Consider the following 14,223-nt stretch of genomic DNA (forward strand, 5'->3'; position numbering starts at 1 on the left):
GCGAGTCCGTGCGACACACATGCGACATGACGAATCATGTCGGGGTTTCTTTGGAGTTTTGCGCAGGATTAATTAGACACTTCCAACAAGGCGTCTCGTCGACCGTTCAGATAAGCTAAGCAGACCTCCATGACGTGGGAAAAGCTGCCGAGCTGCGGCCTCCCCTTGAGCTGAGCCCGAACTCGCTGAGGCCAATCTTCTGTATGTTTTGTGGCGCTCCTGCAAAGGTCAAGACGGGCTTCTTTCAGATCAGGCGCGGCCAGTCGTGCAATTGCAGACTCAACTGCAGAGGCAACCTCTGCATCCATCTCCTGCGGTTCTGTTTGCGAGATCGCCGGTGTTGCGGGCATCAAGCTCGCGGTCAAAAACAGTGAAGTAGCCAGCAATTTATTCATTCAGCGCTATCTCTTCCTTAGCGGCAGTCTCCAGTTCTTCGGTCATGCCTCTGAAGTGCTCCAGAGCAGCTTCCAAATTTTCCACGATCTCCCGTGCCAGCACATCGGGTTCGGGCAGGCTGTCGATGTCCTCTAGGCTGTCGTCCTTCAGCCAAAAGATATCGAGGTTCAGCTTGTCGCGTTCGATCAGCTCGTCATAGGTGAAGCGCCGGAAGCGTTCAGTCTCTTCACGAGCCTGATAGCATTGAACAAAATCATCGAGGTCGGAACTGGTCAGGCGCTTAGCCTTGAGCGTTTTGTGGACATTGGTGCGGTAGTCATAGACCCACAGCTCCTTCGTTTGCGCCTCCTTTGACGCAGGGCGCTTGTCGAAGAAGAGGACATTGGCCTTCACGCCGGGGCTATACCAAATGCCGGTAGGGAGGCGCAAAAGCGTGTGAAAGTTGAAGCCTTCCAGCAGACGTTTCCTGATCCCTTCTCCTACGCGATTGGCCTCAAACAGAACGTTATCAGGCAGCACCACCCCTGCGCGGCCATTCGCTTCCATGATCGTCATGATGTGTTGCAAGAAGTTCAGCTGCTTGTTCGAGGTGGTGAACTTGAAATCCTCACGCTCGTAGTTTTCGCGTTCACTAGTGACGGTGCCATCCTCACCGACGACCTTGTAGCTCGACTTCTTACCGAAGGGCGGATTGGCGATCACTACGTCAAAGCGCTCGCCGGGATCGCTTGCCAGTGTATCTGCCTGTTCGACCGGGCTGCCGCCATTGCCCACGCCGTGCAGGTAGAGATTCATGGCGCAGAGCCTCACAACCTCATCGACGATGTCGTAGCCCTTGAACGACTTATGTCGCAGATCGCGCAGCTTCTCGCGATCCTGGCTCTGCCCCTTCATGTGGTCGTAGGCGGCGAGAAGGAAACCCCCGGTGCCGCAGGCGGGGTCGCAGACCGTCTCGCCGATCTTGGGATCGACACATTTTACGATCGCCTCGATCACCGGCCTCGGGGTGAAGTATTGCCCCGCACCGGACTTCACCTCAGAGGCGTTGCGTTCGAGCAGCCCCTCGTAGATCTCGCCTTTCACATCGACGCTATGGCCGATCCAGGGCCCCTCCTTGTCGATTAGGCTGACGACCCGTTTCAGCTTGGCCGGGTCGGACAGCTTGTTTTGCGCCTTGCGGAAGATAGTGCCGATCAGGCCGTCGGCCGTGGCGAGAGCTTCAAGCGTGTGGCGATAATGTAGCTCAAGCGCGTCGCCGTCTTTCCCGGCTAGCGCGGGCCAACGCCATTCGGACGGAATCGACGACACTTCGTTCAGCAGTTCGTCTCGCTCGTGATCCATTTTGAGAAACAGGAGGAACGTGATCTGCTCGACATAGTCGCCGTAGGAGATGCCCTGATCGCGCAGGACATGTGCATAGTTCCAAACCTTAGAGACGAGTTGGTCGTTGCTCATCAGCTTTCCTCGTAGGAGCGGAGGACCAGAGGCTTCGCCCGCTCCAAATCCTCATGTGAACCGATCGTGAGTTCGAGATCGCCGGTCCCGAAGTGGCCGATCTTGCGCACATCGCGCGAGAAGCCTTCTTCCAGATCGACCGTATCGGGATCGATCTTCAGAAACATTTTTAACTGGTTAAGGGTAGGGCGCACCTCCAAGCAAGCGAAGTTCTTGATCCGGCGGTAGGCGAGGTAGAAGCGCGTGACCTTCTTCGTCACGTCGTCTCCGCGGCCAAGCAGGAAGGTCTCGACGTCCGAGAAGAGCTCAGCAAGCTGCGGCGAGATGTCATCCATATATTCGGAGACGGTCTTGTAGCTCGAGCTGCCGCCACCCGCCAGCTTGGTTGGCGAAGCCGCCTTGGTCGATACCGAGGCTGAAACGGCTGTCAGCAGTTCGAGCAGCAAGAGGTCATCGCCGAACTTTCGGTAGCGCACCAATTCGATGTTCCGGCCCATCTGTTTGACGGCATGTTCGTCATACCTCGTGAAGTCTGCCGCAATGCAGATCAGGCGCGGAGCGCTCCACTCGATCTGCTCGGCCGCTGCCTTACCGTAGCGATTGAGCACAAGCAGCTCGAAGTCGCCGCGGTGGTCCATCAGCCAGTCGAGATAGAACAGTCCCTGGTTGATGACGTTTTCGGACCGGTCCCGCTTGTATTCGATGATTACCGGGTAGCCGTTCTCGTCGATACCCAGCGTGTCCATGCGTCCGCCATGGGTGGTGACGTATTCGCTGGCGAGGAAGCGCACGCCGAGCAGTGTTTCGAGGTTCGTCTCAAACTGCGTCTGGAGGCCCTTCTCCAGCGGCGCTGATGAGCTTTCCAGCTCGCTCATGGTCCCCGCTTGGGTTTGGAATAGCTTCAGATCGCTCATCGACAATCTGCTCCTTTGTGAACTGCCAGGGTAGAAGTCACCGGGTCCAGTTCCCAAAGCTCGACATCGCTCGGGATCAGGTGCGCCTTCGTTCTGGCGAAGTAGCCCAGCAACGACTCTTCATATCCCTTCCGCAAGCTCCGCTCGACAACGAAAAGCTTGCGATAATCGGAAGGCGCCGTGTGGAAGTAGAACATTGCCTCCACCCAGGTCGTTAACTTGGCGCTTGGGATGTTCCCTCCCACCGTCCAGGTGTGGCTCTTGCACTCGACAATAACCTTCGGATCGTCAGAGCCGAGATCGAAGCTATGTAGTTTCCTGGTGATTTCCAGCCCGCAATGGACCCGGTGGTTGGCCTCCAGTTCCACCCCTTGATCGGCAAACAGCCTCTGGACGAGCAACTCGAAATCGCGCCCGACGTGCGCATTGCTGACTGAACCTTCGCGCTGAAAGTTGGTCATGCCGCCGCCTTCTTGCGTTTGGCTTTGGGCTTTTCAGCACGAGCCGTGCGGATGCGTTCGAGCAGTTTTTCGGCGGGTTGGTCGGAAGGATCTTGCGGGACGAGCTTGCCAGAGAATGCGTCCTTCAGGATCGACTGACGAAGGGCTGCGGACCGCTCCAGTTCTCGCTCCAGCCCTCGCTCGATGACCATGCTTGCGCCAACCAGCGTTGTCACCTTGTCAGCTATCTCCTTCTGCTCTTCCGCAGGGGGTAGTGGGACAGCGACGTTATTAAGCGTGTCCAAATTGATGTTCTTCTGCGCAGTCGCTGGCGCAAAGCGATCGAGGTCTGCTTTGGCCGTGCGGATGAACAGTTCGATGTAGGACCCCTCAATATCTTCATGCGGCACGAGCCCCACGACGCTGTCCGGGAAGCACGCGTCTATTTCGAGGATGCCAGACTCGGCGATGTTCGCTGCGATGGTGATGCAGACAGTTCCAGCTGGCCAGAGCTTCGACTGTGCAAGTCCGAAATCGCTGTAGAGCTTGTCGTATTCCGAGATGCGTCCAGAGCTGTTTCGAACTCGCCCTGTTTGGAGAAAGGGATATTTGCCACCTTTATATAGCTTGGGGTCACCCCGAGGGCGGTGTTTGGATTTACCGCGTCCAAACTCACCTAGCATTGGCATGGTTGCCCACACCCACCCTTCCGGCAATTCCGGCAGTCCAGCGGTGTCCGGCTCCGCCGGCTCCTTGTATTTGCCTCGGCCTTGCCAGGTTTCGCGGCGGATTTTCAGGATGCGGGCGAGCAGGTCTGCGCCGTTTTCCTGTGGCGGGCCGTTGGCGGCGCGCCAGTAGGCGGTGAGGGTTCCGGTGACGGCGGCTTTCAGGACCGACTGGCGGTAGCGCGCGAGCAGCTTCTGCACCTCGCGCAGCGCCTCCTCGCCCTTGTCGAGCTCGGCGAATAGAGTCTCGATCTTCTCGACGATGCGCTGCTGTTCGGGGAAGGGGGGGACATTTATTGGGTGAGCAAGAAACGGCTTCCGATTGATGTGCTTCATAGTGGAGCCGTGCAGATGCTCCGAGTTGATCAGTTCGGAGATCGCTTTTTTCAGCGCAAATTCCACGAACCGATCGTCGAGGTGTTCCGTTGGGAGGACCTTGAAGATGTGCTGGTTCACGTAAGCAAGCGGGCCACCCCATCGAAACACGTCGAGTGTCGCTGACCAGCTAACCAGAATGTCGCGCTTTCCGATGTGATATTTTGGATCGACCTCGCGCTGCGTCACATTCAACCGCTTATCAGGATCAGTGAGGTTTTGAATCCGCACGATGGGGGTGCCGGTGTCGTGCCAATCAGTCGGTTTGAAGGCGCAGCCATTTATGTATTCGCCTAGATCATCAACAGTTGCAGCGGCCCAACCAGCCGGAAGCTCATGGTCGTCCATTACGCCACCAATGCCGTCTGAAGCTCATCCATCGTCTCGATGAAGCGTGGGTCGAACAGCTGACGCGCTTTCAGTATGCCGCCCTTATCGGACAGGCTGGGCGCTTCCATGAAATCGGTCGGCGCAATTTCCGCATTGGCGGCCACGAAACTGGCGATCATGCGCAGCCATTCCTCTTGTTCAGGTGTGTAATGACGCCCCGCCTTCTTCTCGCGGCCGAGCCACAGGTTGAAGCGTTGCTCGACAACGTTGGAGAATGGATCCAGCGTATCCACCTGCCCTAGTGCAAAGCGCACCAGGCTGACCACCTCGGTCAGCTGTTCATCCACCGGCGCCCCGCGCACGCTCGCTGCATCCAGGCGCTTGTATGCCTGCCACACATTGGCGGTAGTGAGGTAGGGCGGCTTGTCGCTCATCGCTGTCACAAGCTCTCGGATCGCCGCATAGGTCAGTTTCTGTTTGCCGAGCGGCTGGTTGTATAGAATTTGCAGCGCGGTCAGCTCGTCGCGGTTGTCTTCGATGAACTGCTTGAAGCTGGTGATGGTCTCTTCAGACCGTTTCAGGTCGAAATCTGCGCTGATCACCTCGTCGGTGGTGATCTCGTCGATGACGATGTCGGTCTTTGCTTTGATGTCTTTCAGCAGGTTGCGAACGGCGGGCTTGTCGAAAGGCTGGCAGGCGGTGTTGGCGAGCTGTTCGATCACCGCGTCTTCCTGCTCCTTCGATGCCATGGGGCCATGTGCGGCGGTGATGGTCTCCTGCTGCTTGTCAGGATCGATGGCGTCGAGCAACGCGTTTGCCAGATCGCGCGGCGTGCTGCCGCCAGTTGCCTCGGCGATGCGCTGGCGGTCTTCATCACCGAGCTTGCGATCGAGCGCGGCCAGTCGTGCGGCGAGTGAGGACATGGCATCCTCATCGCGCCGCCCCATGGCGATCTGCTCCATCAGCGCCTCGAAGCTCACGCCCTTCTTGCGCTCCAAGGGCTGGCTGGCGTTTTTCTTCGTCTCGGACACGCCGACCGCGTCGATCAGGACGAAACGGGTCTTGGTCTTTGCGTCAGGGGTGACAGCCTTGAGGTCGGCATCAGGGATGGTGCGCACCCCGCGGCCCTTCATCTGCTCGTAATAACCTTCCGATTTCACATCGCGCATGAAGATCAGCACTTCGACCGGCTTGATGTCTGTGCCGGTAGCGATCATGTCCACGGTGACGGCGATGCGCGGGAAGGGATCGACGCGGAACGCCTTGATCAGCTCCTTCGGGCTTTCGCCGGTGTTGCGGTAGGTGATCTTCTTCGCGAAGTCGTTGCCCTCACCAAACACCTCGCGCACCTGGTGGACGATTTCCTCGGCGTGGGCGTCATCCTTGGCGAAGATCAGCGTCTTGGGTAGCCATTCGCCGGTGCGACCGGGGAACAGTTCAGTGAAGACCCGCTCCTTGTAGGTCTGGAGCACGGTTCGGATCTGGTTCGGGTTGACCACCGAACGGTCGAGATCCTTGCCCTCATATTCGAGATCGGCATCCAGCTCCTCATAGCGCACCTTGCGCGTGCGTTTGTCACGCACCGGGACAGGAAAGCCTGGCTGACCCTCTAGCGTCGCCCCTTGCTCGGTCACCTTGGTGCGAATGCGGTAGACCTCATAACCGACATTCACCCCGTCCGCGACGGAACGCTCGTAAGGGTATTCGGCCACGAGGTTCTGATTGAAGAAGCCCAGCGTGTGTTTGGATGGTGTGGCGGTGAGGCCGATGATGCTGGCGTCGAAATACTCCAGCACCTGCCGCCACAGGCCGTAGATCGAACGGTGGCATTCGTCGGTTACGATGAAGTCGAAGGTCTCGATGGGAATGTCGGGATTGTATTCGACCGGCGGATGCTCGGCGTCAGCCCTTTCCCACTTCTCGAAGGCGGACTCTTCCTCGTCCTCCGCATCTAGTTCCCTGCCGCGCAGCATTGAATAGAGCCGCTGGATCGTTGTGATGACGACCTTGGCATCAGGGTCGAGCCGGTGGGAATGCAGGTGCTGCACGATGTAGGTGTCTGTGAAGCGGTTCGCTGCACCTGGCGGGTGGAAGTTCTGAAACTCCTTCAGCGTCTGATCGCCGAGGTTGTTGCGATCGACCAGGAACAGGATGCGTTTGGCCCCCGCTTCCTTGATCAGCCGGTAGGAGAAGGAACACGCCGTGAAGGTCTTCCCCGCGCCGGTAGCGAGCTGGATCAGCGCACGCGGTTTGTCTTCGGCGAGCGACTTCTCCAGCCCCTCGATCGCCTCGATCTGGCAGTCGCGCAGCCCTGTCTTGATGAGTGGGGGCATGTTGCGCAGCCGGCCCCGTAGAGTATCCGGCTGGAGCAGCCATTCGCGCAAGGTTGCCGGCTGGTGGAACGCGAAGAGACGTCGCGACCGGGGCTTTGGGTCGCGCATGTTCCTGAAGAAGGTTTCGTCGCCGGTGCTCTCGTAATCATAAACGAGAATATCGTCCCACCGCGCGAGATGGTCCGGCAGCCTAGCCATGTATTTCTCGGACTGCTCGGCAACGCCGCTCAAGGTGACGCCGGTCTTCTTGGCCTCGATGACACCAGCCGCTTTGCCGTCGATGAAAAGTAGATAGTCACAGGGGCCAGCGGGAAGCTGAAATTCCCGCACTGCCACGCCGAGCGAGGCGTTGCGGTCGAACTGGTCCCGATCCTGCAAAACCCAACCAGCCGCTTCGAGCAGCTCGTCGATCTTCTTTCGCGCTACTGCTTCTGGCCACATCACGTAAGGTTTGTGCCGCGGCCCAGAGCAATAGGCAACCAATACAGAGCGATACTTCGATAAAAAGCTTTACACGAAGCGGTATTCCAGTTCGTGTAAAGCTCCTAAGGTTAGTTGACGATCATGCATTTTCGCCAAGCCCTCGTGGGCTGCAAGCGCAGCAGGAATGCCGGCAACGAGCGACTGGGCGCGATGCAATGCTTCGCGCGATTGAGGTTTACGGCAACTTGACTCGATGCAAGTGTCTGACCGTTTTGGGGTCAGGCGGATAGGCAGCATAGGGGTAAGCAGAAGAGGAAAAAGCTAGGACTTTCTCCTCCATGCATCATTCATCCGGCCATTCTTCATCGAAAGGACTTCGCTTCCACCCACTGCTCGACAGATTGGCGAATCCCGTCTGATCTTTTGCCATCAGAGCTTCCAGACTTTTCGTTTCAGGTAGAAGATCAGGATCGGTCTGGAACAATGCGAAGTTCATCGTAGGAAGATAACCGAAAGCACGAAGGATTGCGAAGTGGAACTCCGCGACGGCATCTTTCCGATTGTCCGTCATGATCAGGATGGGTTCGAGTTCGAGATCTTGGATTTGATAGATGTTCATTTGAAAACCTCTTGTTGCTGAGGTCTGCACAATGATCGATGCTTTGATGGATTGCGGGTGGGCAATACCTTTGGTTCATGGGAAATGAGTTTGCGGCACTTCTGGATGTGATCACCGGAGGTAAGAAAGGGGTGGGGGCGGAGTGGCGGAAGCCTTGAGCGTAGCGAAAGGCTGACAAAGCGAGGGTCTCCACCCCTTAGTGTCTCGCGCGTAGCGCGGGACACACAGCCAATCTATCGGACCAATCTATCGGACCGCTGACTATGAGGTTCCCATCGCTGCGCTCAGGGAACGACCTTCGTCAGACACCCCCGCTCCGCTCGCGTTGCTCGTTGCGCGCTGCCGTCTTCCTCGGTTTGGTCTTTACCTCGGCGTTCGCGAGGGTTGACTGAGAATAGATAAAGTTCGCTGCCACGAATTCCACGGGGTGTTTTGGGGTCCGCCACTATGCGATGCCGCGCATTCTACGGGGTCGTTCTCACGGGGTCTCGAATGACCACATCCCCCAAATCGGACCGTTGCCAAGATCTATCTCTAGTTTTGGCAGGCGGCTTCGCAGGTCCTCGCAAATACGGGCGTGTAGGGTAGTAATTCTGCTCCCACCGGCGCGCCCTTCCTTCGCCAGCAAAGATGCGATTTCTCGCCCGGAGGGTTGCTCCCCCGTTTGCTTCATGAGCTCGATTGCCCACCAGACGTTGGCGAGGCGCCTACAACTTTTCTCGGGAAGCTTCCTTATCCATGGCGGGGCCCCTTGCGCCTGACGGAGGCGATTGAGGTGTCTGGCGCGGCGTTCGCACTCATCGTTAAGAGCCTGGAAAAACGCGTCCGAGAGGCGGTCCCTACCGAAGTGTCGGTCAAGGTCAGCTTGTAATCTGTCAGCCGCCCGCCGTTCTCGCCGTTTGCGGTTAATCTCGTCCCTTTTGTTCAGATCGTCCAACCTGATCTGATCATCGTTAACCGTGGTCCATCCACCGTGATCTTCGATCGCAGAGAGAAATGCACGCCAAAGAATACCCCTAATGCCAACATACGATGCGTTGGTCCCGACGAAGCCTGTCGTCTTCTTGCATTTGACCCACCAAGCGTCGAGAGCAGCCATAGCCTCTGGGGCCGATCGAAGACGCTCGTCTGCTACGTCCATGCACGCATCGAAAAGGGGGCAGCGATCGCACCTCGTTTTCCCTCGCTTTGGCACACCGTATTCATTGATTGGTCCAAAAGGGCGACCACGCTCTAGACCGCCCCGCACCGCTCTTTCCGGTCGTCCGAAGCAATCTTTCCGGCGATATAGCGGGACAGCGAGAATGTTGCCCTCACCGTCAGTCTCTACATCGCTCGGCGTGAACGAAGCGGCGTTGGACAATTTGTAGGGGCTTCCGTCTTCGTTGCGGTAGGGCTTGTAGCCGCCCAACCTGCGCACTTCGGCGGTATAGGTCACTAGCACTTCCTCCGCTTGATGTAGCCCGTCGCACTGAAACCATTGAGCGACAGCTTTCGGGTGTGAGATTGCGAATGTTCCGATTTCGCGGTGAATGCGCGTTCCAGCTCGGACCGACGGAAATAGAGCCTCCGCCCCTTTCGAGTGTGGGGTATTCGTCCTTCGTCGACGAGACGGTAGATTTTCCGGCGAGTGAGACCGGTGAATTCCGCAGCGCTATCCGCGCCGTCCAATAGATCGTTTTGCAAAGCCTTCTCCAAAAAGTAACCTTCCTTTTCCAAAGTCCGCCCTAGACAAGTGAAGCAAAGTCTGTCAATCAGAAAAGGAATATTCCTTTTTATCTGGAGTCTACGGTATGCAGTTGGGCGCGCGCCAAGCCGAACAGGTCTTAGCCACAAGGTTTGGGATATCAGAGGACCGGCTGTTGCGATTTAGAGGGCGTATCGATCGGCTCCGGCAGCTCGATTGTCCTCAGGGGATCAAAACTGGGAAGGGCCGGCCTGCGATCTTTGAGTGGCAGCAACTGCTCGAGCTTGCGGTCGCCGTTTCCCTGCTCGATGTTGGAATTGCGCCAGAGCATGTCGCCGCGGTCGTAAATCGGCACGCTACTGACATTCACCTTGCAGTCGCGGAGTTTGTCGAGAACGCGCGGAAGGACGGCAATTTTGACGCGGCATATGGAGCAGAAGATTGGCCAACTGAGCGGTCGCTGGCTCTCGTGGGTTCAAGCTTTGCAATTGCAGGAATGAGATCGTCGGGTGATCTCGCTGAGCCTGTAATCGATTGCGTTGAGCAGTCTGATCTGGCTGCTTGGCTCCAGGATCTAGGAGATCCGCTCCGATCAATCTTCTTTGTGGATCTCGGCGCGACATTACTAGCTCTCATTTTCGGCCTTCAACGCATGGGCGCGGCGAATCTCGACCAAATCTTAGCGGCGATTGAAAAGACAGCTTTGACGTCGGTTGAAAGTGTTCTCGAGGGTCTTGATGACCTCAATCCGTAAACGTTCTTGGAAAAACTCTGCCGGTGCGTGCAAGTCTGCCTGGCAGGTAGATTATAAGGACCAAGCTGGGCGTCGTAGATCAAAGCAATTCGCCCGAAAGAAGGATGCTGAAGCTTGGGCGGTGAATGCACTCTCTGAAGTGCAGAAGGGAGTCCATACTCCAGACAGTGTGTCGATTACCGTCGCAATGGCTGCAGAGCTCTGGTTGGAGAGTGTTCGCAATAGCAATAGGGAGCCTACAACGATCGCTTCCTATGAACAGCACATCCGTCTGCACATTGTGCCACGATGTGGCGCGCTGAAACTCTCGCAGCTTACCGCGCCAAAGGTGCGGGCATTGCTGGATGGTTGGTTGGCCGATCTCTCCAGACCCATGGCTACCCGTGTGTTCAGGAGCTTCAAAGCCATCTTGACCGACGCGCAAGGGAGGGGCGCGATAGCCCAGAACGTTGCGCTGGCCGTGAAGGTGCCTAACGCTCCGCGCAAGAAGGGCCAAGTCACTCCACCGAGCAAAGCTGAAATTCGTGCCATTCTGAATGCTGCGCGCGCTGCGAACGACCTGATGGCACGAGCCCTTGTAGAACTCATCATTTACACAGGCATGCGAGCATCAGAACTGAGAGGTCTATCATGGCCAGCAGTCAATCTGGGAGCCTGCCATGTCACTGTAGAACAGCGCGCCGACGCTCGTGGAGTTCTGGGTCCTCCGAAGTCGGCCTCTGGGTTTCGTGTAATCCCACTTCCTAACAGTGTGGTTTCCACACTTCGCGAGTGGAAACTGGCATGCCCCCAGCATCCCTTGGCTCTAGTCTTTCCAAGTCCGAAGGGAAGGGTGCTTTCTCACGGCGTCATGGCCAAGAATTACCTCAATCCTATCCTGATTTCCGCTGGTGTGACAGCGGGTGGCGATGGCGAAGATAGCGCCGTGGCGAAATATACGGCGCATAGGTTCCGACACGCAGCTGCGTCGCTTTGGATCGACGCCGGACTGAATGCGAAGCGGATTCAGACTCTAGTTGGCCATGGCTCGATCCAAGTGACCTTCGATACCTACGGTCACCTTTTCGAGGAAACGCAAAGGGAGGCTGAACATCGTAATGCGATTGAGCAGGCGCTATTCGGAACGAGTTCTGGACTGTGACCTCCCTTCCCGAATTCTGGCGAGCAGGTGCAGCTTGAGCGGATGCTTGTAGTCCGATTCGACCTCTGATACGGGTTGCTTTTCAAGGGGCTCGCGGATGCGCGGGGGAGGCTTAAAGGCTCAACGGTGATGCAACGGCTGGCTGAAAATTTAGGTGCTTGGTTCGGACTTGCTCCTGTTACGATGTTCGCGAATGCTGAACGCGACGATGGTCGCCATCATATACTTCTTGATGGCGGTTTGGGCAGTTTCGCGTTGTCTGAAACGAATGAACGGATCTGGCGAGATCCCCGCGCAGCCAATTATGCCTGGTCGAGTGGTGTGCCACACCACGTGACCGTAACCGACAAGGAAGTGGCTGTCGTCCGGTGGGATAAGGTCAAGCCAGAAGAGTTTTCTCGGCGAAGCGTAGAGAATGACCGAAGCGCGTTTTATGCCTATTTGGTGGCAGATCGCGTTCGATCGACCCGTAGGGTCGTGGAGCATTTGGTAGATGTTTTCCGCCGGACCCGCTCTCTCGTGCAAAAAGATGTAGGGGACCATGCTTCGGTCCGAGCATATCTTGGCATACTCGCCACTGCGATCAATCGCGTATCTGATTGCGAAATAGCAATAGTTCCAGATCCTCAATTGATCGCTGATTTGCCAGATGCGACGGTCGAACTCTTGATAGAGGAGATTATTTCGTCATCCGGCCTTCCCACGGCGAAGGCAGGCATCAGCATGCTCCCAGACCTTGCAGTTCGCCATGCCGGATCAGAGATATTTCAGGAAGCGCACTTCGCCCTGACGTCGTCGGGGGACCGCGATTTATTCGATTGGATTTCGCCTGCGACGTCTACGGTGCGAACGAGAGGCACTAGCCATTTTACCCCGCCTGCATTGGCGCGGAGTCTAGTTGAGCAATCTTTTAAAGAAATTGGCGACCTTCCTTCCCTCGCAAGCTTAACTGTGCTCGATCCAGCCTGTGGGTCTGGTTCTTTCCTTTATGAGGCTATCAGAACGGCGCGACGGCTTGGCTTTAATGGGGAATTGAAGGTCGTCGGCCGCGACATCTCTATCGCCGCGGTTGATATGGCCAGGTTCACTCTCAAGTTCGCAGCGGGCGATTGGACGCCAGCAGGTGGTATCTTGATTGATATTCAAGCCGCTGACGCGCTTGACGCCCCACTTCCCAAAGCGGACGTCGTGCTGATGAATCCGCCTTTTATGGCTTGGACAGCCATGACCCGTGAGCAACGCGACAAGGTTAGGGAAGTCCTTCAAGGAATGACGAAAGGCAGAGTGGACCTATCCATGGCCTTTGTCTCACGTGCGCTCGACGCTGTTCGGCCTGGTGGAGCCATTGGAGCTGTCATGCCTGCAAGTGTGCTTGCATCGAGCGCCGCAGAAAGTTGGCGTTCCGAGATACGCGAGAAGGCAGACCTTCGGCTCATCGGTTCCTTGGGAGAGTATGGCCTGTTCGCTCACGCCACAGTAAATGTTGCGGTTGTCGTTGCGCGCCGTCGAGAAGAAAACCAGGAAGCTGATAAGCAGCAGGTCCTTGCAGTCGTTTCTGGGCGATCGTCAGAAGCTACCGGAGATGCACTACGAGCCATCCGAGGCGCTACCGATATTCCTGTGAGCGAGACGGCGGAGAGCCGCTGGCAGATTTTTCACATGTCACAATCGTTCTTGGATGCTGCTCCAAATTGGAGGCCTGTTGCTCCCGAAGTCGTTGAGGCGATCGAACGGACGGAAGCCCTTGGCCTTACTCGCCCGCTAGGTGACATTTTCGAGGTCTTGCAAGGTGCGCGCACCGGGTGGGTCAAGGGCTTTGTATTGAGTGAGGCAGAGATTGCCTCGCTTGGCGGACAAGATAGGCGGTTTTTCCGACCGGCGGCTATGGGCGACAATATCGTCGAAGGACACCTTAAGCCGGATCAAATGGTATTTTTCCCGTATTCCTCCGAAGGCCTGTTGCTTGGGTCGGAGGAAGAATTGGAGAAAAAAGCTCCGTCCTATTTCGAGCGTTACTTGCAGCCGAATAAAAAAGATCTCTCTAGTCGGACCACACATAAGGGCCGAGCGGATTGGTGGACTTTGGCTCGGCCGAGAGGTTGGAACTCGTCGTGCCGCCCCCGTATCGTGTCAAAATACTTTGGTAGCGTAGGAGGGTTCGCTCTCGATCCAGAGGGCGCATTCGTCGTTGTCCAAGGATTCGGATGGTTTCTACGTCGAACCGAGAAGCCGACCACACCTGAAACAGATTATGCTTTTCACGAGGATTCGTCCGAGGAAGAAGCAGCGGAATATTTAGAGGCAGAAGACGCTACCGCGACATCGGAAATGTCGGAGATCGATCTTTTGGCCGCGTATGTTGCGCTGTTCAACTCGACGGTCTTCGAGAAGCTGTTGGCTACTTTTTCATCTCATGTTGCCGGCGGGCAATATGATTTGAGCTGGCGATTTGTGCGCGCAATTCCTGTCCCGGATTTTGCTGGGATGTGGCGTAATGAGGGGAGGGCCTCGGAAATAGCACGCTTGGTTGAACTAGGCCGAGCCCCCGCGCCAGAAGATCGCGTCTGGGCCCGCCAAGTCGAGCGGTTACTGTATGGCTTCTATGGAGCCGACCTTCTCGACAGCTTGTAA

Annotated in this window: 11 protein-coding genes; 3 read left to right on the top strand and 8 right to left on the bottom strand. The window is 56.8% G+C overall.

The features are described from left to right. Positions 1-68 precede the first annotated feature (68 nt). The 8 genes from GRI34_RS12435 to GRI34_RS12470 all read right to left on the bottom strand — a co-directional run bounded on the left by GRI34_RS12435 (position 69) and on the right by GRI34_RS12470 (position 9,729). Positions 69-395, bottom strand: a complete 327-nt coding sequence (locus GRI34_RS12435; protein WP_160596198.1) for a hypothetical protein — start codon at positions 393-395, stop codon at positions 69-71. Further along, positions 388-1,851 carry a type I restriction-modification system subunit M gene (locus GRI34_RS12440; protein WP_160596199.1) on the bottom strand — a complete coding sequence of 488 codons (1,464 nt, stop codon included), beginning with the start codon at positions 1,849-1,851 and terminating at the stop codon, positions 388-390. The genes GRI34_RS12435 and GRI34_RS12440 overlap by 8 nt, the downstream gene beginning before the upstream one ends. After that, positions 1,851-2,765, bottom strand: a complete 915-nt coding sequence (locus tag GRI34_RS12445) for a DUF5655 domain-containing protein (protein ID WP_160596200.1) — start codon at positions 2,763-2,765, stop codon at positions 1,851-1,853. The genes GRI34_RS12440 and GRI34_RS12445 overlap by 1 nt, the downstream gene beginning before the upstream one ends. Next, a complete protein-coding gene (locus GRI34_RS12450) occupies positions 2,762-3,226 on the bottom strand; it encodes a hypothetical protein (RefSeq protein ID WP_160596201.1) in 465 nt (154 codons plus the stop codon). Before GRI34_RS12450 ends, GRI34_RS12445 begins: the two co-directional genes overlap by 4 nt. Continuing rightward, positions 3,223-4,653 carry a restriction endonuclease subunit S gene (locus GRI34_RS12455; protein ID WP_160596202.1) on the bottom strand — a complete coding sequence of 477 codons (1,431 nt, stop codon included), beginning with the start codon at positions 4,651-4,653 and terminating at the stop codon, positions 3,223-3,225. The genes GRI34_RS12450 and GRI34_RS12455 overlap by 4 nt, the downstream gene beginning before the upstream one ends. Continuing rightward, positions 4,653-7,409 (bottom strand): type I restriction endonuclease subunit R, encoded by a 2,757-nt coding sequence (locus GRI34_RS12460; RefSeq protein WP_234028316.1) that lies wholly within the window; start codon positions 7,407-7,409, stop codon positions 4,653-4,655. The genes GRI34_RS12455 and GRI34_RS12460 overlap by 1 nt, the downstream gene beginning before the upstream one ends. Before the next feature lie 325 nt (positions 7,410-7,734). Next, positions 7,735-8,010, bottom strand: coding sequence for a hypothetical protein (locus GRI34_RS12465; RefSeq protein WP_160596204.1), 276 nt, complete (start codon positions 8,008-8,010; stop codon positions 7,735-7,737). Between the two features lie 1,437 nt (positions 8,011-9,447). Beyond that, the gene (locus GRI34_RS12470; RefSeq protein WP_234028219.1) at positions 9,448-9,729 is read right to left on the bottom strand and encodes a helix-turn-helix domain-containing protein; all 282 of its coding nucleotides are present in this window, start codon (positions 9,727-9,729) and stop codon (positions 9,448-9,450) included. Positions 9,730-9,803: 74 nt separating this feature from the next. Here GRI34_RS12470 and GRI34_RS12475 point away from each other — a divergent pair, with 74 nt between their 5' ends. The 3 genes from GRI34_RS12475 to GRI34_RS12485 all read left to right on the top strand — a co-directional run bounded on the left by GRI34_RS12475 (position 9,804) and on the right by GRI34_RS12485 (position 14,223). Then, on the top strand, positions 9,804-10,451 hold the full coding sequence (locus GRI34_RS12475; protein WP_160596205.1) for a hypothetical protein: 648 nt from the start codon (positions 9,804-9,806) through the stop codon (positions 10,449-10,451). Continuing rightward, on the top strand, positions 10,435-11,592 hold the full coding sequence (locus GRI34_RS12480) for a site-specific integrase (protein WP_160596206.1): 1,158 nt from the start codon (positions 10,435-10,437) through the stop codon (positions 11,590-11,592). The genes GRI34_RS12475 and GRI34_RS12480 overlap by 17 nt, the downstream gene beginning before the upstream one ends. Positions 11,593-11,721: 129 nt before the next feature. Further along, positions 11,722-14,223, top strand: a complete 2,502-nt coding sequence (locus tag GRI34_RS12485) for an N-6 DNA methylase (protein ID WP_234028317.1) — start codon at positions 11,722-11,724, stop codon at positions 14,221-14,223.

Origin of the sequence: Qipengyuania aquimaris, assembly GCF_009827445.1 — a bacterium.
Classification (GTDB): domain Bacteria; phylum Pseudomonadota; class Alphaproteobacteria; order Sphingomonadales; family Sphingomonadaceae; genus Qipengyuania; species Qipengyuania aquimaris.

What these genes read in the sequence shown, in the direction of transcription:
- GRI34_RS12455 (WP_160596202.1), bottom strand. Translation starts at nt 4,653, where the DNA reads ATGGACGACCATGAGCTTCCGGCTGGTTGGGCCGCTGCAACTGTTGAT.
- GRI34_RS12440 (WP_160596199.1), bottom strand. Translation starts at nt 1,851, where the DNA reads ATGAGCAACGACCAACTCGTCTCTAAGGTTTGGAACTATGCACATGTC.
- GRI34_RS12485 (WP_234028317.1), top strand. Translation starts at nt 11,722, where the DNA reads ATGCAACGGCTGGCTGAAAATTTAGGTGCTTGGTTCGGACTTGCTCCT.
- GRI34_RS12435 (WP_160596198.1), bottom strand. Translation starts at nt 395, where the DNA reads ATGAATAAATTGCTGGCTACTTCACTGTTTTTGACCGCGAGCTTGATG.
- GRI34_RS12450 (WP_160596201.1), bottom strand. Translation starts at nt 3,226, where the DNA reads ATGACCAACTTTCAGCGCGAAGGTTCAGTCAGCAATGCGCACGTCGGG.
- GRI34_RS12480 (WP_160596206.1), top strand. Translation starts at nt 10,435, where the DNA reads ATGACCTCAATCCGTAAACGTTCTTGGAAAAACTCTGCCGGTGCGTGC.
- GRI34_RS12475 (WP_160596205.1), top strand. Translation starts at nt 9,804, where the DNA reads ATGCAGTTGGGCGCGCGCCAAGCCGAACAGGTCTTAGCCACAAGGTTT.
- GRI34_RS12465 (WP_160596204.1), bottom strand. Translation starts at nt 8,010, where the DNA reads ATGAACATCTATCAAATCCAAGATCTCGAACTCGAACCCATCCTGATC.
- GRI34_RS12445 (WP_160596200.1), bottom strand. Translation starts at nt 2,765, where the DNA reads ATGAGCGATCTGAAGCTATTCCAAACCCAAGCGGGGACCATGAGCGAG.
- GRI34_RS12460 (WP_234028316.1), bottom strand. Translation starts at nt 7,409, where the DNA reads ATGTGGCCAGAAGCAGTAGCGCGAAAGAAGATCGACGAGCTGCTCGAA.